General features: G+C 51.8%; 19 protein-coding genes. 15 read left to right on the top strand and 4 right to left on the bottom strand.

Going from position 1 to position 19,011, the window contains the following annotated elements; genetic code table 11:
- Window positions 1-29: 29 nt before the first annotated feature.
- A complete protein-coding gene (locus B152_RS0107380; RefSeq protein ID WP_020591768.1) occupies window positions 30-1,088 on the bottom strand; it encodes a polyprenyl synthetase family protein in 1,059 nt (352 codons plus the stop codon).
- Window positions 1,089-1,340: 252 nt separating this feature from the next.
- Window positions 1,341-2,156 (bottom strand): glutathione S-transferase family protein, encoded by an 816-nt coding sequence (locus tag B152_RS0107370; RefSeq protein WP_020591766.1) that lies wholly within the window; start codon window positions 2,154-2,156, stop codon window positions 1,341-1,343.
- A 168-nt stretch (window positions 2,157-2,324) separates the two neighbouring features.
- Between B152_RS0107370 and B152_RS0107365 the strand changes: the two genes are divergently transcribed.
- From B152_RS0107365 to B152_RS0107330, 8 genes are all read left to right on the top strand, one after another.
- Complete coding sequence (locus tag B152_RS0107365) at window positions 2,325-3,314, top strand: LysR family transcriptional regulator (protein ID WP_020591765.1); 990 nt, start codon at window positions 2,325-2,327, stop codon at window positions 3,312-3,314.
- A gap of 711 nt (window positions 3,315-4,025) precedes the next feature.
- Window positions 4,026-5,027 (top strand): UDP-glucuronic acid decarboxylase family protein, encoded by a 1,002-nt coding sequence (locus B152_RS0107360; RefSeq protein WP_020591764.1) that lies wholly within the window; start codon window positions 4,026-4,028, stop codon window positions 5,025-5,027.
- Window positions 5,020-6,003, top strand: coding sequence for a UDP-glucose 4-epimerase GalE (gene galE, locus B152_RS0107355; protein ID WP_020591763.1), 984 nt, complete (start codon window positions 5,020-5,022; stop codon window positions 6,001-6,003). Before B152_RS0107360 ends, galE begins: the two co-directional genes overlap by 8 nt.
- A gap of 41 nt (window positions 6,004-6,044) precedes the next feature.
- Complete coding sequence (locus tag B152_RS22910; protein ID WP_020591762.1) at window positions 6,045-7,013, top strand: glycosyltransferase family 2 protein; 969 nt, start codon at window positions 6,045-6,047, stop codon at window positions 7,011-7,013.
- Complete coding sequence (locus B152_RS0107345) at window positions 7,010-8,359, top strand: ATP-grasp domain-containing protein (protein WP_083921832.1); 1,350 nt, start codon at window positions 7,010-7,012, stop codon at window positions 8,357-8,359. The genes B152_RS22910 and B152_RS0107345 overlap by 4 nt, the downstream gene beginning before the upstream one ends.
- Window positions 8,360-9,082, top strand: a complete 723-nt coding sequence (locus tag B152_RS22905) for a hypothetical protein (protein ID WP_020591760.1) — start codon at window positions 8,360-8,362, stop codon at window positions 9,080-9,082.
- Window positions 9,079-10,233: a GNAT family N-acetyltransferase gene (locus tag B152_RS0107335; RefSeq protein ID WP_020591759.1), complete on the top strand. Its 1,155-nt coding sequence runs from the start codon at window positions 9,079-9,081 to the stop codon at window positions 10,231-10,233. Before B152_RS22905 ends, B152_RS0107335 begins: the two co-directional genes overlap by 4 nt.
- Complete coding sequence (locus B152_RS0107330; protein WP_020591758.1) at window positions 10,230-11,477, top strand: MATE family efflux transporter; 1,248 nt, start codon at window positions 10,230-10,232, stop codon at window positions 11,475-11,477. Before B152_RS0107335 ends, B152_RS0107330 begins: the two co-directional genes overlap by 4 nt.
- 32 nt (window positions 11,478-11,509) lie before the next feature.
- On the opposite strand, the gene B152_RS0107325 is transcribed toward B152_RS0107330, so the two are convergent.
- Both B152_RS0107325 and B152_RS0107320 read right to left on the bottom strand, forming a co-directional pair.
- Window positions 11,510-11,728, bottom strand: a complete 219-nt coding sequence (locus tag B152_RS0107325) for a helix-turn-helix domain-containing protein (RefSeq protein WP_020591757.1) — start codon at window positions 11,726-11,728, stop codon at window positions 11,510-11,512.
- A 51-nt stretch (window positions 11,729-11,779) separates the two neighbouring features.
- The gene (locus B152_RS0107320; RefSeq protein ID WP_020591756.1) at window positions 11,780-12,451 is read right to left on the bottom strand and encodes a DUF2975 domain-containing protein; all 672 of its coding nucleotides are present in this window, start codon (window positions 12,449-12,451) and stop codon (window positions 11,780-11,782) included.
- A gap of 348 nt (window positions 12,452-12,799) precedes the next feature.
- Between B152_RS0107320 and B152_RS25175 the strand changes: the two genes are divergently transcribed.
- From B152_RS25175 to glyS, 7 genes are all read left to right on the top strand, one after another.
- A complete protein-coding gene (locus tag B152_RS25175) occupies window positions 12,800-13,402 on the top strand; it encodes an outer membrane protein (RefSeq protein WP_157230943.1) in 603 nt (200 codons plus the stop codon).
- A 123-nt stretch (window positions 13,403-13,525) separates the two neighbouring features.
- Complete coding sequence (locus B152_RS0107310) at window positions 13,526-13,759, top strand: putative signal transducing protein (RefSeq protein ID WP_020591754.1); 234 nt, start codon at window positions 13,526-13,528, stop codon at window positions 13,757-13,759.
- Complete coding sequence (locus tag B152_RS22895; RefSeq protein WP_020591753.1) at window positions 13,756-14,496, top strand: tRNA1(Val) (adenine(37)-N6)-methyltransferase; 741 nt, start codon at window positions 13,756-13,758, stop codon at window positions 14,494-14,496. Before B152_RS0107310 ends, B152_RS22895 begins: the two co-directional genes overlap by 4 nt.
- Window positions 14,497-14,605: 109 nt before the next feature.
- Window positions 14,606-15,478: a S49 family peptidase gene (locus B152_RS0107300; protein WP_020591752.1), complete on the top strand. Its 873-nt coding sequence runs from the start codon at window positions 14,606-14,608 to the stop codon at window positions 15,476-15,478.
- 131 nt (window positions 15,479-15,609) lie between these two features.
- Complete coding sequence (locus B152_RS0107295; RefSeq protein WP_020591751.1) at window positions 15,610-15,858, top strand: hypothetical protein; 249 nt, start codon at window positions 15,610-15,612, stop codon at window positions 15,856-15,858.
- Window positions 15,859-15,966: 108 nt separating this feature from the next.
- Window positions 15,967-16,926, top strand: coding sequence for a glycine--tRNA ligase subunit alpha (locus B152_RS0107290; RefSeq protein ID WP_020591750.1), 960 nt, complete (start codon window positions 15,967-15,969; stop codon window positions 16,924-16,926).
- A gap of 3 nt (window positions 16,927-16,929) precedes the next feature.
- Window positions 16,930-19,011, top strand: coding sequence for a glycine--tRNA ligase subunit beta (gene glyS, locus B152_RS0107285; protein ID WP_020591749.1), 2,082 nt, complete (start codon window positions 16,930-16,932; stop codon window positions 19,009-19,011).

Genomic DNA, 19,011 nt, shown 5'->3' with positions numbered 1-19,011 from the left:
TAATATCTGGTCGGTTAAAATCCGGGCAGTTAAAATTCGCGGGAAATCGAGAATTCGACCGCCCCGACGAGGGCATTTTTTTCCGGGCTGTCGGGGAAAATCGACAGGGCATCGATTGCTTTTTGGACGTAATCACGTGCAAACGCCATACTGTCTTCCAGTGCATTATGTTTGTGCATCAGGGCAATTGCCTGTGCCAGATCGTCTTCGGTCTGATCAAGCTCCTCGATCACACGTTTCCAGAAAGAAAGTTCCTCGACATTATTATCAGCTGTGGCTTTTTCGTAAGCCAGGATGATCGGCAGGGTCATCTTGCCTTCGCGGAAATCATCACCGACAGTTTTGCCCAGTGCGGCCTGTTTGGCGGAATAGTCAAGAATATCGTCGACCAGCTGGAAGGCGATGCCGAGATACTGTCCATAGGATTCCAGTGCGTCGGCTTCGCTCTGCGGGCGGTCGGCAACCACAGCGCCGAGTTGACAGGAGGCGGCAAAGAGCACGGCGGTTTTGCCACTGATAACCTTGAGATAGGCATCACGGTCTGTTTCCAGATCGTTGCTGGTCATCAACTGCTGAACTTCACCTTCGGCAATCACGGCGGATGCATCGGATAGAATACGGATGACTTCCAGCGAACTGTCGCGCGACATCAGCTGAAAAGCACGGCTGAAGAGAAAATCACCAACCAGAACCGATGGCTTGTTGCCAAAAAGGGCGTTGGCGGTATCGCGTCCGCGACGCAGGTCACTTTCGTCGACCACGTCATCGTGCAACAGGGTCGCGGTGTGAATAAATTCGATACAGGCAGCAAGGCCAAGGTGACGATCGCCTTGGTAGCCGCAAAGTCTGGAAGAAGCCAGGGTCAGAAGGGGGCGCAGGCGCTTGCCACCAGCCGCAATAAGATGTCCGGCCAGTTGCGGGATCAATACAACATCCGACTGCATGTGTTTCATGATCAGGGCGTTGACGGCCTTGAGATCATCTGACACGAGGTCGAGAAGAACATCCATGCCGTTTTTGGCCTGGTTATTCTTTGACGGAGTTGCACTCTGATCAGCTTTTACATCCGCAGCGATGGCCACGTTCATCCCCTAATATCTGCTACCGGCACAGGGCCGGACCCGTGGTTCCCGCGATCCAGGATCAACCAGAGATCACGCAAGTTCGTTCTTATAGGAAGCGGGGAAGCGAGTAAACCGGATAACAGCTTTTTTATTGGAGGAAGCGGGGATCTGAAAGGCATTCTCGGTTGGTGCTTTCCTCGAACAGGAGATCTGTATCTTTGACGGGAAGCATCCAGCTGTGAAAGGGAACTTGCAGTCTCTGCAGTTTTTCTCTGATCACTTTCTGTTGGGCTCTCCCAGAAAGAGATCATCGGGGATCAGTCCTGAGAGACTGGAATTTTTACGCCTGAGAAACGCGAGAAGCAGATCAGGGTAGTCTGCTCTGACCGCTGATTTGACCGAAGGACGCAAGCCCAGAGCTGTTCGATAGTTTCTGACTTTGGGGGCGTTCCGGAAAAAATCAAAATCACAAAAGCTTTCGAAGACATCAAAATACCTGAAAACGGGTGCATAAGCGGCATCCACCAGACGAAAATTGCTGTCGGAAAAATAGCTGTGCTCTTTCAGACTTTGCTCAAGCCATGAAAATTTTTCCGTTAACAGTTGTGCCTGTTCTTCCAGCTTTTGCCGGGTTGAAGCGCTGTAGAAACCTGAAATTGTCGCGAGGATAGAGGAAGAAAACTCGATCCAGGAGCGATGCCGTGCCTTCTCAAAAGCACTTTCCGGATGAAGAGAGGTTCCTGCTGTTTCATCAAGATATTCCAATATAACGGCAGATTCAAAAAGAGTACCGGCGGGTGTTACAAGCAGAGGAACCTTGCCCAAGGGTGAGAGTTTGTTGAACCAGTCCGGCTTATTTGCCAGATCAATATAGCTGCGTTTGTGCGGGATACCTTTTTCTGTCAGCAGGATAATCGCCCTTTGGACATAGGGGCAGAGGTTAAAGCTGACCAGTTCCAGTTGGCTGTCTGGCTGGGGGGGAGTTCTGGTAATGTCCCGGGTAAGGCCATGGATAAGGTCTTGGGGGGGAGCGGGGGCAATCCCAGTTCCTGCTGCGGGGTATTTTTGCGGGGTGAGAAGAGGGGCGGTCATGATCGTACTCCTGTTTTGTCATTTGCTCTGGTCTGCCCGAGGTTTGAACATAAGGCTGTTTTCCGTAGGGAGCCCGGGGATTTGTTATTGCTCTTGTTGCCTGCTTCCTGCTGATTTAATCTGTTTGTTTGTGGATAACAATTATCCAAAAATGGAGATTACCTTTGCATGAATGAACAGGGGGAATATTGGCGTGATCTGCGCACGGTGCTGGCAGTTGCTGAAGCGGGCTCTCTTTCCGCTGCGGCACGGAACCTGGGCATCAGCCATGCAACGGTGTTTCGTCATATCAACCAGATAGAAGAAAAGCTGGCCGCCAAATTATTTGAGCGCGGCCGGGATGGTTACAGTCTGACAGCTGCAGGAGAAAGACTTGCGGCGCTGACGGGCCGGTTTGACCAGGATCTGGTTGGTCTGGAACGCCAGATTTTGGGACAGGAGCTTGAGCCTGCGGGGCTGGTACGGATCACCACGACGGATACGCTGCTGATCAATTTTCTTTCGCCGATATTGGTCGCTTTGCAAAAGAGATTTCCAGAAATTGAGCTGGAAATCGACTGTTCAAACGAGATCGTCAATCTGAACCGTCGTGATGCAGATATTGCGCTCCGGCCAAGCAAGGAGGCTGGAGATAACATGATCGGACGTCGTCTTTCAGATATTGCCATGGCGGTTTACTGTCACAAAAGTTATGCGCAACAACATCTGGAGGACAGAGTTCCTGAGGGGTCGCTGGCCGGTTCATCTGGTAGATCACCTGCTGGCTTGAAGGATGTCCCCAGGGATGTGCCCCTGACGGTCCCTTTGGCCGTTTTGCAACAGCAGGTCTGGGTTGGTCCGGGTGAGAAGCTGTTTTATCTCCCCCTTGCACGATGGTTGCGTGAAAAGGGATTGCAGCCTTCTGTGCGCACCCGCCACAACAGCCTTCTGGCAGTCGCCGATGCTGTGCGGGCCGGTGCCGGTCTGGCTATTCTGCCCTGCTTTATGGCTGATGAAGACAGCAGTCTGCTGCGACTTGCCGGGCCTTTGCCAGAACTGACCGGGGAGCTCTGGCTCTTGACCCATCCCGATCTGCGTAGTGTTGGACGTATCAGGGCCTGCATGGATTTTTTGGCAGGTGAGCTGGTTCAGCGCCGGTCACTGCTGGAAGGGCAGTAATAGCAGCGAGGTTCTAAAGGTGTCTTGTGCCCAATTGAGACCAAAGCTGTGACTGAAAAAATTGCCAGTTTAAGTCGGGGAACTAATGAGGGCGGTTCCACTTCGAAGTAAGTTGCAGCCACGGCAAGGGAGCTCAATACAAAAACCGAAGGTTTGCGCAGTCAGACGGAAAGCTTCCTGACAAACATCCGGGCGGTGTAAACAGGTTGTATCAAGCAACGTTACTTTAGGGCTTGTGTTTATCGCTTGTCAGGACTTCTTGGGTACTGAGCTGTTTTGCTTAAGTCTAGTTCTGTCTGTTCCACGAAAAGTCCAGATATTACCTTAATAATTGTATATTATAATCAAAAATCATAACGCCTTAAGGCGTTATTTTCTCTGGATAAAAGGTATTCTTCTACTCTGAATTTTTCAAAAAATTTCCAAAACTAAGTGAATTAGGTAGCGGGATTCGATTTTTTGCTATAGGTAATGTATACGATTTTTCAATGAATTATCTTTTTGGTATCGCAAATTGTGCTTTAATTCTGTCTCTTAAACATCATCATGAAAGTTGATTTTCAAGAGGTGAAAATATAGCCGCAGTCGATTGCAAATATAGATAAAAATAATAATTCTGGAAGCAGGTTTCTGGCTTGTTAATTCGGAAATAAAACGCAGTGGTTGAGTTCTGAAGAAAGACCGGCACTGCAAACAGGGAGCTTGACTAACGTGACGAGGACAACCACGCCTGTACTGGTGACGGGGGGTGCGGGTTTTATCGGTTCACATCTATGCGAAGCACTGATTGCCCGAGGCGATTATGTTCTTTGTGTCGATAATTTGATGACCGGAAGCCTGGATAATCTTTCCGATTTTATGCGACATCCGAGATTTGAGTTTCGTCGGCATGATATTACCGAGCCGCTCGAACTGAAAGTCAGCGCAATCTATAATTTGGCTTGCCCGGCATCACCCGTCGATTACCAACGCGACCCGGTGCATACGCTGAGAACCTGTGTGCAGGGGGCTTTGAATATGCTTGAGCTGGCGCGGAGCTGTGATGTGCCGATCCTGCAGGCCTCGACCAGTGAGGTATACGGTGATCCTCTACAGCATCCACAGGTGGAGAACTACTGGGGTAATGTAAACCCCATTGGTTCGCGGTCCTGCTATGACGAGGGTAAACGCTGCGCAGAAACCCTGTTTTATGATTACTTCCGGATGCACGGTGTTGATACCCGGGTGATCCGTATTTTCAATACCTATGGCCCCCGGATGCAGGCCAGCGATGGCAGGGTGGTATCCAATTTTATTGTCAGTGCCCTGAAAGGGATGCCTCTAACTATTTATGGCGATGGCCAGCAAACCCGTTCTTTCTGTTATGTGGATGATCTGGTTCGTCTTATTATTGCCTGTATGGACAATAAGACCAGGCATGAGACGCCGATCAACGCGGGAAATCCGGAAGAGTACACCATGCTTGAGCTGGCCGAACTGGTTTGTGAGCTGGTCGGGGGAGCTTCCGCGCTGACTCATCTGGCTCTGCCCGAGGATGACCCCAAAAGACGCAAGCCCGATATTGAACAGGCCCGGACCGTGCTGGATTGGAAACCTGAAGTTTCTGTGCGGGAGGGGCTGACGCGAACCAGAGATTATTTTAGGGCCGCTTTGATACCGGAGCGGGCGAGAAAAGAAAGTTCTCTGGAGACGAGAGAAGCTGCACATGCCTGAGCTTATTCCTGTATTGGTTACCGGAGGTGCCGGCTATGTTGGCAGTCATGTTTGTAAGCTGCTCCATCAAAGCGGGTTTTTGCCGATTACCTATGATGACTTGAGTACGGGGCACGAAAAGGCTGTTCGCTGGGGGCCTTTCATTCAAGGGGACATTGCGGATGGTGAAAAGCTCGTCGAGGTGTTCCGGGAATACCAGCCAGTAGCGGTTCTGCATTTTGCCGCCAAAGCCTACATCGGTGAATCAATGGTACTCCCGGCGGAGTATTACAGAACAAATGTGGCGGGAAGCCTTTCGTTACTAGAGGCAATGCGCCGGGTCGGAATTACGAAGCTGGTCTTTTCCAGCAGTTGCGCGACCTATGGTATTCCTGCACAACAGCCAATAACAGAAGATGAGGTCCAGGCACCGATCAATCCCTATGGACAGACCAAACTGATTGTTGAGAAGGTACTGCAGGATTTTGCTGCTGCCTATCAGTTCTCTTCGGCAATATTGCGGTATTTTAATGCGGCAGGGGCTGATCCGGAAGGGGAGATCGGGGAAGAGCATGACCCCGAGCCGCATTTGATTCCGAACGTCCTGAAGGCGGTATCAGGAGGCGATCCACTGGTCATTCATGGCGCGGACTATCCTACCCCAGATGGAACCTGCATCCGGGATTATATCCATGTCTGCGATCTGGCAACAGCGCATGTTGCAGCTCTTAGAGCACTGCTTGAAGGTAGAACTTCCTTCGCTTGCAATCTTGGCACGGGGCGGGGCAGTTCTGTTTTGGAAATTTTGACTGCGGTTAAAAAGATAACAGGAAAGTCTGTTCCCCACGATTTTGGCCCCCGTCGCCCCGGGGATCCGGCAGAGCTCGTCGCTTTGACAGCAAGAGCGCATGACCTGCTCGGGTGGAAACCCTCTCATAGTGATCTTGAAACCATCATTAAAACGGCCTGGCAATGGCACCAAAGCCAGCTGGATTAATCTGATTTATTGACGACCGACATTCAAAGGGTAGAAATACCATGAAGATTTCTGCAATTGTTCCTTGTTACAACGAGGAAGAAAATCTTGACGCCGCCTATGAGGCTTTTACCAAGGCATTGTCACCTTACGAAGACTACGAAATCATCTTTACAGATGATGGCAGCACAGATCGCTCGCTGGAGATAATCAAGTCTTTTGCAGCCAAGGACAGCCGGGTTAAATATATTGCTTTCTCGCGTAACTTTGGCAACTGTGCAGCCTTTCGTATCGGCTATCGATACGCTGTGCATGACTGGTGTATCCAGTATGATTGTGATCTCCAGTCGCCGCCTGAAGAGTCTTACAAGCTGATCGAAAAAGCCCAGGAAGGCTATGATGTGGTTTTTGGTATTCGCCGGGACCGCGATGATCCGCTATATCGGGTCTGGGGCACCAAAATCCAGCAGTTTATTGCCGGAAGTCTCTTCGGTATTGAAGTGCCAGTCGGCGCATCGGTCTTTCGGGTTATGCGGACAGCTGTTGCCCGGGATGTGATCAACTATCCGGCGCGGGCCCAGTATTTTATCGTGACCGTGCCAAAGGTTACACATAACTATATTTCTGTGGAGACTGATCATCACGCCCGCCGGGCTGGTGAGTCCAAATGGACGCTCTACAAGATGTTCCAGCACAGTTTTGATCTGTTTCTCGGCTTTTCGACCATGCCGCTGACAGTTCTGTGGCTTTTGGCCGGGGTCGCGGTTGTTGCGGCCATGATCGGCGGGTTTATCGGCAGCGAAGGCATGGCCTATACCGGGGCGGCTATCGCTGTGGGCAACCTGTTCGGGCTGGCAATCATGGGGGAATATATCAAGCGCCCCTTTAGCAATAACCTGCCGTATAAACAGGTTTATGTCAGGGAAAGCAATATTCCCGCCTGTCAAGCCGACTTCACGACGCGTGATTTACTACAGTATGGCAAGCCGACACCGACATTGGTTGCCTCTTCCGGGGAAGGGAAACGATGATGGAATCTGATGTTCTTGAACGGCCTGGAGATGAACAAGAGGAACTGGTTGCTTCTGCTGTGGTGCAGGTCAAAACCCAAATCGGACATGCGGCAGGAAAAACAATCCTTATTCTTGGGGCAAGTCCGGATCAGCTGCCTCTTTATCAGGCGGCGAAGGCTGCTGGAGCTTATGTTATCGGCGCTGATGCCAACCCGAATTCCATGGCGCGTCCGTTTGCTGACAGGTTTCTGCTGCTGACAAGCCGATCTGCTGAAGATATTATCATCCAGCTGGAAGGAGAGGTTCTGGACGGCGTTGCATCGCCCGGTAATGATTCCTTTCACCAGACTATTTATGATTTGAGCCAACATTACGGTTTGCCCAATCCCCCAAGTTCTGCTGCGGTTGCAGCATCTTGTGACAAAGGTTACTTCTCGTCACGGGCTGAGGAGATGGGGATCTTTGCTCCGGCACATTGTGAATCAAAAGACCCTTTGGTGTTGCTGGCGTTTGCTCGGGGGCGTGCACTGCCGCTGATCGTCAAGCCGGCTGACTCTTCTGGCAGCAAGGGTTTAAGCTTTCTGGAAGATCTCGATCAGTTTCCGGCGGCTTTTGACAAGGCCTCATCGACCTCTCCGACTGGACTGGTCATCATCGAAGACTATGTGACAGGGGATCAGTTCGGGGTGGAAGCCTTTCGCCTTGATGGACGCTGTATGCTGACTGCGACAAGTAAACGCGGACATACGGGGCCACCTGATTTTCTGGTTACTCGCCACAGCGTCGGTTTTCCTTTGCCTGCCGTACTTGAAACCGATTTGGTTCCGGCCATTGATCGCATAGCTGATGCACTAGATATCACAAGTGGTCCTTTGAATTTTGATCTGATAGTTACCCCGGACGGGCGAATTTGTTTCATTGAAATGGGGGCGCGGCTGTCTGGAAACGGGTTCCCGGCGCTGGTACGTGAAACCTATGGTGTCGATACCCAGGACTGGGTACTGCGATTGGCTTTGGGTATCGAAATAGTAAAGCCTGATCAGTTTCTCCGGCCAAGGGGATATGGAATCCAACAGGTTTTGACTGCAAAAGAAACGGGTCGGCTGTCGGCCGTTTCTGGACTGGAAATATTGCGGGCACACCCGGCCTGCAAGCAGGATACTTTCTTTGTAAAACCGGGAGAACGGGTACAGCAGTTTAAACGAACGGTTGACCGTCTCGGGGTCGTCTTGCTGGCACACGAAGAAAAGGCTCGGGTAAATGAAGCGCTGTCCTGCCTTGAGACCAGTGTTGCTTTCGTTATTGATGACGATAATCTATCACCAAATTTATCCCCAAATTTATGCGGGAATCAGGAGTACTAAATGTCGCGCTCTACCAAGTGGTCACTTTTCTTTGGCATTTGTGCCCTGATTCTTGGGGGCTATGCAATTCTGTTCCTGCCCTCTGAGCGGGAAGTGAAAAGCCTCGGAATTTTTCTGTTCAAGTTAACGCCTTTTTCCCTCGCAGCCCTGGCGATTGCGCTGTTTGATCCGGAACTCTTCCGTCGTTTTCGCTTAACGGTGCCTTTATCTTATCTGTGTTTTGCCGTGTTTTTCTTTTTCTATGTACCAAAAATGTTTTTTGATGTGGCCTTCAGAGAAGCGGACAATCTCTATTACATGACGCTTCTGATCGTGCCTTGCCTGATTCTTGCCTTTGCCCTGATCCACCGGATGGGCGGTGGGACAACCGGGACAGTCTTGCGTATTGCTTTTGGTATGCTGGTGTTGATGTTATCGGGCATAGAAGATCTGGCGTTTTTGACAATCAATCCTCATGAAGCTGGTTCCAAATACAACCCGATCCCCGAAGTCTGGGGCTGGGCGTCACACATGAAAGTTCGCTTAGGGCATTTCCCAAGCAAGCACGAGGCCTTTGCCTTTATCGGGGTGCATGTGGTTCTGGCTCTGATAATTGCGTTTTATCACTTCCGATGGCTTCATCCTCTGGGGCGCTATTTCGGAGTGGCGGAACTAAGTGATGGCACCTCTGATGCAAGCACTTCCGGTTCAACATCTTCTGGAAAGGTTTCTGCCGCTTCATGAGCACCTGCCGTATCATGGTGAGCGAAGATCCAGCGGCTGTTTCAGCCGTTGCCTGGGATGCCGTTGCTCAATACAGTCTGATGTCCAGCCACCGCTGGCAGTCTTTCTGGGCGGCGGCACAGGCGCCAAGTTTGCCCCGCAGCCGTACTGCTGTGATCGCGGTTTATGACGGTGACCATATGGTCGGGCATTGCGGGGCCTATCGCTATCCTTATCCCTTGCCTTTCAAACAGGCGTGGCAGCGGCGGGCCGTGCGTTCGGTGATGTGGCCTATTAACCCGGTGAATTTTCACAAGCCTCCCCAGGTTCATCCAGAGGCAGATCCGGATCAGGTTTTACCCTTGCTGCTTAAGGGAATTGATCAGCTCCGTTTGAAGTGGCTGGCTCCGGCAGCCAGGATGGTCATGCTGGATCAGAGACGCGATGCCTGTTTGCTTGGGCATTTACAACAGCAAGGCTATGTGATTGCGCCGGGAATTACCGATACGCAGCTGGATCTTGTCTGGTCCAGCTTTCAGGATTATCTCGGGCAGGGCCTGCAGGGGCGGCATCGGAATTATCTGGCGAGATGTTATCGAAAGGCGGTCGAAGCCGGAGTAGAGTTGCGGGTGATTAAAAGTCCTTTAGCCTGTCAAGATCAAATCATGGCCCTGCTGCGCAATGTTGCGGCGCAGAATCGCAGCGAGACGCTTTATGATGACAGCTTTCTCAAAGCAGCAGAGCAGTATCTCAGACAGGATGACGTTATTGTCATCGGGGCGTGGGTAAAGGGGCAGATGGCGGCCTGTACCATCAATTATCGCGATGGTAACAGCATGATCCAGAAGTCTCTGGGGATGGATTATGCGTTGGCTCAACCCCTTAATCTCTATCGCCTGATCATGGCCGAAGGCATCAAATATGCACTTGATTCCGGATTGAATAGTATCCGCTGTGGGTTCAGTCAATACGACATCAAGGGGCGTTTGGGTTTTGAACAGGTTGATACCCTTACAGCGATCAAGGCCTCACCATCAGCACTGGCCCGGCTGTTTACCTATCGCTCTGGAGCGATGCAAACAGAAGGGAAAACACTGGATCGTTCTCCGGCAGGTAGCTCTTCCAGCAGAGCGAGAGGCAATCTGTCGGGGAAAGCGGGGCCTTCCCTGTGACATCTCCTGTAAGGGCATTGGCAGATAAATTTCACCTGTTGCGCAATCTGGTTTTTCTCACTGGATCAATGGTGTTGTTGCGGGTTCTTTCCGCGACGACAACTATTGTTCTTACCCACTGGCTGGTGGTTGAGGATTATGGCCGCTTTTCCTATGGGCAATCGGTTGCACTGTTGCTGATGTTCGGTGTTTCTGTTGGCTTGCCAACCTATATCGTCAAAGAACTGGCGGGGAAAAACGAGACAGCGGGTGCGCTGTTGAAGGCCTGTTTGAAATTGATCATGGGGCTGGCCTTTTTAGAGTGGCTGATCCTGGCGGGTGTCTTTTTACTTGGAATATTGCCAGCAGATTTGGCTCGAACAGTGTTACCGATGGCTGTCGGTGGAGCCGCGCTTGCCGGGAATATGGTTTTTCAGGGTTTTTTCAGGGCTTTTGATCGCTTCTCCTTACAGTCAAGTTTATTGATTCTACAGGGGATTTTGATGCTGGTGATCTTATTGTCCAGCGCCAGGATCTATAGTTCTTCAGAAGCCGTGGCTTGGGCTTTTGCCGGAACAGCAGGAGGGATATTTCTGCTCCACGGCTTCTGTGCTTACCGTCTTGCTGGTTGGTCCCGTCAGGGAGAGCCCGAAACGCGGGTGCTTTTGAAAGGCACCCTGCCGTTTGGTCTGATTGACTGGATTATGGCGGGGTATCCGCTGGTGGTTGGAACAGGGTTACTGTTCTCTGGCGGCGAGGCCGAGGTTGGGATTTTTTATGCCGGTTTTGCTGTCTTTAGCGCTGTGGCAATTACAGCATTGGTCCTGGATCAGGTCTTCGTTCGGGAAATTATGCGGTCGGGCGCGGAGCAGCGGGAACGCATGACGCTGCTCTATATTTTGGCGGCGCTTGGAGCTGGCCTTGCTGTCGGAGTGGTACTGTTTTTGTTGGCAGAACAGCTCGCTTCTCTGTTCTTCGGGGGAGAACAGCCCGCGTTGGTTATGGTTTTGAAGATGTTGTCGCTGGCCGTGACTTTTCGTTTTGTCAGCCTCGCCTCCAGCAGTATTGAACGGCTTAATGGCGCACAAAACAGGGTCTTGTTTATTCATGCCTGTGGATTGTTTTTCCTGATGCTGTCTGTCCCGGTTGCCCTGCGCTGGGGACTTGTGGGTGGTACGGCATCGGTTGTGGTTCTTGAAGGTTGTCTTGCGGGTCTTTTCCTGTTGCGCAGGCGAAAGCTGATCTCGGCACTGTGCTTCACATAACGTTCGCGGCTAGCTATCTATTCTTCGGCGATCTATTCTTCGGGGCTATTTTTTTCATACATCAGAATGTCTGCAGGCTGGCAGTCAAGAACGTCGCAGATTTTCTCGAGAGTCTCAAAGCGCAACCCCTTAACTTTCCCTGACTTTAACAGAGATATATTCTGTTCCGTAATGTTGACGAACTGGGCGAGGTCTTTTGATCGCATTTTCCGCTTGGCCAGCATGACGTCCAGGGTAACGATTATGGGCATGTCGGTGACTTTGTTCCGTGTTTGACCTTCTAGTGATAGAGCCTTCGAGGCTTAAATAAAAGACTGGTTTTCTTCTGATATCTTTGTTGCCTCACGCAAGATGCGTCCGACAAGTACCATGAGCAACCCGATAACAATGGCAAAAGCATCAAGCTGTTCTACCCCGACAATAGAAAAAAGAGTAAGATCATGCCCGTTGTAACTTGTCAAAATGGACAGGGGGCTGGGGGTTACAAGGATGGCTTTTAAGATCCAGTATTCTTCAAGGCTTGTTACAGGCGCGAGGAGGACAACGGACCAGCCTATACGCGCCAGGCGGTTGGCTGACGTTTCTGTAAAAATATTACCCCGGCGATATCCCCGGAATAAGCGTAAAGCATAAAACAGGGCATAGAGCCCAAGAAAGCTGCTGAGAAGGGGAATAATGAAGAAGAGCGCGCGGAATTCCAGGGAATAGCTCGGCGGTAAAGGGTAGCCGATTATACCATTGGCGACAGCTTCTTTGAAATCAGGGCTCTCGCCAATATTTTCCCGAACAAAACTCATTATTTCCGCGATTTCATCGGGGCTGATTACCGCTGTGCGAAAGCTTTCTATCATAAGCCAGATAATCAGTGTAATCCCGATTATTGCTATAATTTGAGCTGTCCGTGCCAGTGAACGGATTTTGTCGGGCACGCCTTCGGCAGTAGAAATTGCAAGTGGTAAATTGTATCTGGCCACGGGAAAATTCCTTTATCAAAGCAGGGATCGTGCCGACCGGGAAGGGGTGGCATTTTGTTCTGGCATCTTCAACCTATGAAAAAGCGATCCCAATGTAAATGATATTCATAAAAATATAATTTGAATTAATTATCGTTTTACAATAATAATTTCTCATTATTTATTGATTCGATTCCGACAGGAAGCTTCAACATACATATGAGGAAAGTTAAAGTGATCGATTTGAAATCTAGGCCTGCTTTTTTCGGTAACCTCAAGATCCGGAAGGAGATCCGAACCGGGATTGGAAAAATTCGATCAGGGTTTTTCGGTATAGTCTTTGCTGGTACTGTGATTTTGGCAGGGACAATGACGGGAAAAACTGCATCCGCACAGGGAAGCGGCGTGGTTGATAACTGGACTGGCCCCTATCTTGGTTTAACGGTTGGTGTGAACTCGTCAAATACCTACATTGATGATGATGCCAGTAACGACCTGAAACTGGATGACAGCGGTGTGTCTGCCGGTGTTGTCGGTGGGTATAATTTTGCCCCGTTCGGCCAGTCGGATAGTGGTCAGTGGCTCGTGGGGCTTGAAGCTGATCTGCAAAACCTGGACAGCAATGACAGGAAGTCAAACGCTTCTTTGGGCGCGGCCAAACAGGAAAGTATATGGCTGGCCTCGACAAGGGTACGCGCGGGTTATGCCTGGGAAAATGTTCACCTCTATGGAACTGCCGGGCTCGCTTATTCTGATCTGCAGGTGCAGACGGTTAATGACAAAGGGGATGACTTCAGTGTTGGTCTGGCGTTGGGACTTGGTGCCGAGATGGTTCTGACAGAGAACTGGACCGGACGGTTGGAAGGAATGGTTTATGGATTTGGAGAAGAGGATCGTAAAATCAATAATTCTGACCACGATATTGGCATGGGTGTAAGTGTTGTGCGTCTTGGTGTGACACGCAGATTTTAAAACGACTTACCGCGATAGTAAAAAGTAGCAGGGCTGGCAGAATAAACACTTTCGCCAGCCTTGTTGTTTTTTCACCAAGCCGCTAGGTTCTGGAGATAATAAACAGTTCTTCGGGCCCAGCGTGTGATTGAAATCTATCGAACCAATGATATTGTCAAACTTTCCTGGCTGCAGGCCCTGATGGCCGATGCGGGGATCGACTGTCTGGTGCTGGACCAGCACGCCTCAATCATGGATGGCTCTATCGGGGCGGTGCAACGCCGTCTTGTGGTGAGCGAAGATGATGCGATCCGGGCGACGCGGCTGTTGACCGACGCAGGAGAGTTGAGCGCTGAAGAGGCGAGGTCCCTGTTGTGACAGCCCTGAGCGAAGACGAGTTTATTGGCGGCGGGATAAAGGTGCTGCAACCGGTCAAGGGCTACCGCGCGGGCATTGATGCGGTACTGCTGGCCGCAACGGTTGAGGCCAGAGCAGGGGAGGAGATCCTTGATCTTGGCTGTGGTGTCGGCACGGCGGGGCTCTGTCTGATGGGGCGGCTTCCCAAAGTCAGAGTGACCGGGCTTGAGCTGCAATCTGTACTTTATGATATCGCCTTGAAGAATCGTGTCCTTAACAAACTTGAAGGTCGCTGGTCGCTGGTGCAGGGCGATCTGCTGCATCTGCCTGCGGAACTATCCTTGGGCTCATTTGACCAGGTTATCTGTAATCCGCCCTTTATGCCCAAAGGCCGTTCCAATGCCTCGCCTGACCCGATCAAGCTGTTGGCGAACCACGAAGGCGAAGCCCTGCTGCGGGACTGGATACTGGCAGCGCTGAAGCTGGTGAAGCACAAGGGAGCCGTGACCATCGTTCACCGGGCGGATCGACTGGATGAAATACTTGAGGTGTTCCGTGAAAAAAAAGCGGGGGCCGTTCAGATTTTTCCTCTCTGGCCCTATGCCGGTCAGGCGGCAAAGCGGGTGGTGGTCCGCGCGCGGCGCTCGGTCTCTGGTCCCCTGTCAATCTGCGCCGGACAGACCCTGCATAACGACGACGGTTCCTATAGCGATGTGATCGACGGGGCATTAAGAAAGGGTCTTGCACTTCCATTTTAGGGAAACCTGCCCATTTTAAGGAAACTTGCTTGTGAGGGAGTGGTTCCCGGTTGTGGGATCCTTGCTCTACGGGTAAAACAACGTTGAAACAATCAAGCCAAGGCGTGTCATGAAGTTCAAAAATCTGCTCCGGAAACTTCCGATCAAACATTTCCGCAATCCTCCGGCCAAGGTCGCGGTTGTTGCCCTTAATGGTGTGATCGGCGGAGGCGGCCCCTTGCGTCCCGGCCTGTCATTGGCAACTGTCGAAGATCAGCTGGAAGCTGCTTTCAAAATTGATGGCATCAAGGCTGTTGCCCTGACGATCAATTCCCCCGGTGGCTCCCCGGTGCAGTCAGATCTGATCGGTCGGCGGGTCCGTGATTTAGCGGACAAACACGAAGTGAAGGTCTATGCCTTTTGTGAGGACGTCGCGGCTTCTGGTGGATATTGGCTGGCCTGTGCCGCCGACGAGATCTATGCCATGGACTCTTCTATCATCGGCTCGATCGGGGTGATCTCTGCTGGATTTGGTTTTCCCGAACTGATCAAGAAACACGGTATCGAGCGCCGGGTGCGCACGGCGGGTGATCTCAAATCCACGCTTGATCCTTTCGAGGCGGAAAAGCCGGCCGATGTGAAGCGTCTGGAAAAAATCCTGACTGAACTCCACGAAAATTTCATGGAATGGGTGCGCGAACGCCGGATGACCAAACTGAAAGGCGAGGAGAAAGAGCTTTTCTCCGGCCTGTTCTGGACCGGAAAAGTCGCCAAGGAATACGGTCTGATCGACGGGCTTGGTTCGCTGCACCAGATCATGCGCTTTGAGTTTGGTGACAAGGTCAAACTGATCAAGGTCGAAGGCAAACGCAGCTGGCTGAAGGGCAAACTGGGCCTTGATGCCGGTGTTGCCGGGATATCTGGTCTGAACCCGGGTGATATTGCCAGTGGCTTGCTGGCAAGTGTTGAGGAACGGGCACACTGGAATCGCTTTGGTCTCTAGTGGTTCGATTCCAACATTTGCATCTCTTCTCGGCAAGTTCAGGTGCAAATGTTGAAAATCTCTGTTGTCAGGGAATCTATATAAATAACCTGCCAGACACCTGTCGGTGTCGCCGGGAAAAGTGAGGGATAATGTTCGGAATACCGTCACTGGGAAAATTACTGGTGCTGGGGATTGTTATCGCCGGTGTCTATCTGGTGTTCAAAACCATTGGACGTCGCGGTCAAAGTCCAACCTCCGGTAGCGGCGGCAGCGACAAAAACAGGCAGTCCAGCCAAAAGAATCAGGACATTAGCGGTTCACTGGATATGATCCAGTGCCCGGCCTGTCATGCCTATATTCCCGCAAAGAGCAAATGCTCCTGTGGAGGCGCGGGTTAGAAACGACAAAAAATCTTCGGATTCCGCCATGGTGCCTGTTGATTCCTTCCGCGGGTCACTATAAGTTCAATCAAATTTTCGCACTGCAGCAAAATGACAGAAAACAATATGTCCCAGCCTGGTGTCCCAAAGCCCAAGGTCATCGTTGACCCTGAAAAGTGCTTTCAAAGACTCGTTCTCAAACTCCAGGACTACTGGGCCCGGCAGGGCTGTGTAATTCTTCAACCCTATGATATGGAAGTCGGCGCCGGAACATTTCATCCCGCGACAACACTTCGGTCCCTCGGCCCCCAGACCTGGCGCGCCGCCTATGTGCAGCCAAGCCGCCGTCCGGCCGATGGTCGCTATGGGGAAAATCCGAACCGCCTGCAGCACTATTACCAGTTTCAGGTCATCATGAAGCCGTCGCCTGCCAATTCGCAGGAGCTTTATCTTGGATCGCTTGATGCCATCGGTATCGATCCGACCAAACACGATCTGCGTTTTGTCGAGGACGACTGGGAAAGCCCGACGCTGGGTGCCTGGGGGCTGGGCTGGGAAGTCTGGTGCGACGGCATGGAAGTCAGCCAGTTCACCTATTTTCAACAGGTCGGCGGGATTGACTGTGATCCTGTGCCGCTGGAGCTGACCTATGGTCTGGAACGCCTGTTCATGTATGTGCAGGGTGTGGAGAATGTCTACGATCTCGACTGGGATGGTGTTCCAGCCGAAGAGGGCGGCAAGACTTACGGCGATGTGTTCCATCAGGCCGAAGTCGAATTCTCGACCTATAACTTCGAGGTCGCTTCAACCGACGAGCTGTTCCAGCATTTCAAGGATGCCGAGGCCGAATGTGCCCGTATCCTGAAATTTGGTGAAGCCAATGCGGAAAAAAATGGCCGGGCAAAAGGCAATCTTTTGCCCTTGCCTGCCTATGACCAGTGCATGAAAGCCAGTCACCTTTTCAACCTGCTTGATGCCCGGGGCGTGATCTCGGTAACCGAGCGCCAGGCCTATATCGGTCGCGTGCGCGAGTTGGCAAAAGCCTGTTGCGAAGCCTGGTACAAAACCCAGATGGAAGGGGTTTAGCTCATGTCTGAATTTCTGCTCGAACTCCATTCCGAGGAAATCCCGGCCCGTATGCAGGGCAAGGCCGCTGATGATCTCAAAAAGCTGGTTACAGATCGCCTGAAAGAAGCTGGTCTGGTCTTTACCGATGCCCGGGCCTTTGTTACGCCACGCCGTCTGGCACTGGTGGTCGACGGCTTGCCTGCGCGGCAACCGGATGTCAGCGAAGAGAAAAAAGGCCCGAAGGTCGGCGCACCGGAAAAGGCGCTCGAAGGTTTTATGCGGGCCAACAATCTGACTTCGATTGATCAGGCCGAGGTGCGTGAAACCCCCAAGGGTGATTTCTATTTCCTGATGAACCAGATCAAGGGCCGGGCAACCGCCGAGGTTCTGTCTGATATCATTATCGAAACGCTGAAAGCCTTCCCCTGGCCCAAGTCGATGAAATGGTCGCGCAACAGCTTTCGCTGGGTGCGTCCGCTGCATTCGATTTTGGCGATTTTTGACGGGCAAACCCTGAACGGATCGTTTGATTTTGGCACTCAGCAGCTGACTTTTGGAAACAAAACCCGGGGGCACCGTTTTCTGGCACCGGACTGGTTCGAGGTTAAAAACCTTGATGATTACCTGCACAAGCTGCGTTTGGCCAAGGTTCTGGTCGATGCCGAGGAACGCCGCAAGCTGATCGCGGAACAGGCAGACAAACTCTGTGCTGCGGAAGGTCTTGTTCTTAAGGAAGACCCAGGGCTTTTGACCGAGGTTGCCGGGCTGGTTGAATGGCCAGTTGTGCTGATGGGCAAGATTCTTGATCGCTTTATGTCGGTGCCGCACGAAGTTCTTTCAACCTCAATGAAAGAGCATCAGAAGTATTTCTCGGTTCTGGACAAGGATGGCAAGCTGGCGAACAGGTTCGTCTTTGCTGCCAATACCGAAGCGGTTGACGCGGGGCTGACCATCATTGCCGGGAACGAACGGGTGCTGGCGTCGCGCCTGTCCGATGCCGAGTTCTTTTGGGAGCAGGACAAAAAACACCGTCTCGACAGCCGGATTACTGCGCTGAAATCCATCGTGTTCCAGGCCAAACTGGGCACGGTTGCGGACAAGATGAACCGCGTGCAGGATCTTGCTGGCTCTCTTGCCGAGCAAACGGGATGTAATCCGGTTTATGCACGCCGTGCAGCCGAGCTTGCCAAAGCAGATTTAAGCACTGGGATGGTCTCGGAATTCCCTGAGCTGCAAGGCATCATGGGGCGGTATTATGCGTTACATGATGGCGAAAGCCCTCTTGTCGCCGAAGCCATCGCGGACCACTATTCGCCGCTTGGTCCCTCTGATCGTTGCCCTTCTGCACCGATATCTGTTGCTGTGGCTCTGGCGGACAAGCTGGACACACTGGTTGGTTTCTTCGGCATTAACGAACTGCCAACGGGCTCAAAAGATCCCTTTGCCTTGCGTCGCGCGGCTCTGGGTGTGATCCGCCTGATCACAGAAAACAATCTACGAATTTCCCTGACTCAGGCTTTGAAAGACAGCTTTGGGGCCTATTCAGGTCAATTGACCGAAGCTGAGGCTGCAACAGTCAATGCACTGATGGCCTTTTTTGCCGATCGTCTCAAGGTCGCTCTGAAAGACCAGGGCGTACGCCATGATCTGGTCACAGCCGTGTTCGAGCTGGGCGACGAAGATGATCTGGTGCGTTTGTTGGCCCGGGTCTCTGCGCTGGCAGAGCTGCTGGAAACCGACGATGGTGAGAACCTTCTGGCAGCCTATCGCCGGGCGATGAACATCGTGCGCATCGAAGAGAAAAAAGACAAAACGGCCTACGACGGATCTGTCGATGCCGCATTGCTGCAACAGCCAGAAGAAAAGGCGTTGCATGAGGCTTTGGAAAAAGCTTCAGGAGAGGCTGTAAAAGCTCTCGCAAGTGAAGATTTCAAAGTGGCGATGTCGGCCCTGGCCGGTCTTCGTCCTCCTATGGACGCGTTTTTCGACAAGGTAACGGTCAACGATGATGATCCCTCCTTGCGCAAAAACCGTCTCGGCCTGCTTTCCCGGGTTGGCGTGATCCTGGGGCAGGTTGCAGATTTCTCACGAATAGAAGGATAG

It is taken from the genome of Kiloniella laminariae DSM 19542 (assembly GCF_000374005.1).
Taxonomy (GTDB): Bacteria; Pseudomonadota; Alphaproteobacteria; order Kiloniellales; family Kiloniellaceae; genus Kiloniella; species Kiloniella laminariae.
The sequence above is the reverse complement of the archived record's forward strand: the minus strand, read 5'-3'. Positions and strand labels throughout refer to the sequence as shown.

What these genes read in the sequence shown, in the direction of transcription:
- B152_RS0107380 (WP_020591768.1), bottom strand. Translation starts at nt 1,088, where the DNA reads ATGAACGTGGCCATCGCTGCGGATGTAAAAGCTGATCAGAGTGCAACT.
- B152_RS0107370 (WP_020591766.1), bottom strand. Translation starts at nt 2,156, where the DNA reads ATGACCGCCCCTCTTCTCACCCCGCAAAAATACCCCGCAGCAGGAACT.
- B152_RS0107365 (WP_020591765.1), top strand. Translation starts at nt 2,325, where the DNA reads ATGAATGAACAGGGGGAATATTGGCGTGATCTGCGCACGGTGCTGGCA.
- galE (WP_020591763.1), top strand. Translation starts at nt 5,020, where the DNA reads ATGCCTGAGCTTATTCCTGTATTGGTTACCGGAGGTGCCGGCTATGTT.
- B152_RS22910 (WP_020591762.1), top strand. Translation starts at nt 6,045, where the DNA reads ATGAAGATTTCTGCAATTGTTCCTTGTTACAACGAGGAAGAAAATCTT.
- B152_RS0107345 (WP_083921832.1), top strand. Translation starts at nt 7,010, where the DNA reads ATGATGGAATCTGATGTTCTTGAACGGCCTGGAGATGAACAAGAGGAA.
- B152_RS22905 (WP_020591760.1), top strand. Translation starts at nt 8,360, where the DNA reads ATGTCGCGCTCTACCAAGTGGTCACTTTTCTTTGGCATTTGTGCCCTG.
- B152_RS0107335 (WP_020591759.1), top strand. Translation starts at nt 9,079, where the DNA reads ATGAGCACCTGCCGTATCATGGTGAGCGAAGATCCAGCGGCTGTTTCA.
- B152_RS0107325 (WP_020591757.1), bottom strand. Translation starts at nt 11,728, where the DNA reads ATGCCCATAATCGTTACCCTGGACGTCATGCTGGCCAAGCGGAAAATG.
- B152_RS25175 (WP_157230943.1), top strand. Translation starts at nt 12,800, where the DNA reads ATGACGGGAAAAACTGCATCCGCACAGGGAAGCGGCGTGGTTGATAAC.
- B152_RS0107300 (WP_020591752.1), top strand. Translation starts at nt 14,606, where the DNA reads ATGAAGTTCAAAAATCTGCTCCGGAAACTTCCGATCAAACATTTCCGC.
- B152_RS0107295 (WP_020591751.1), top strand. Translation starts at nt 15,610, where the DNA reads ATGTTCGGAATACCGTCACTGGGAAAATTACTGGTGCTGGGGATTGTT.
- B152_RS0107290 (WP_020591750.1), top strand. Translation starts at nt 15,967, where the DNA reads ATGTCCCAGCCTGGTGTCCCAAAGCCCAAGGTCATCGTTGACCCTGAA.
- glyS (WP_020591749.1), top strand. Translation starts at nt 16,930, where the DNA reads ATGTCTGAATTTCTGCTCGAACTCCATTCCGAGGAAATCCCGGCCCGT.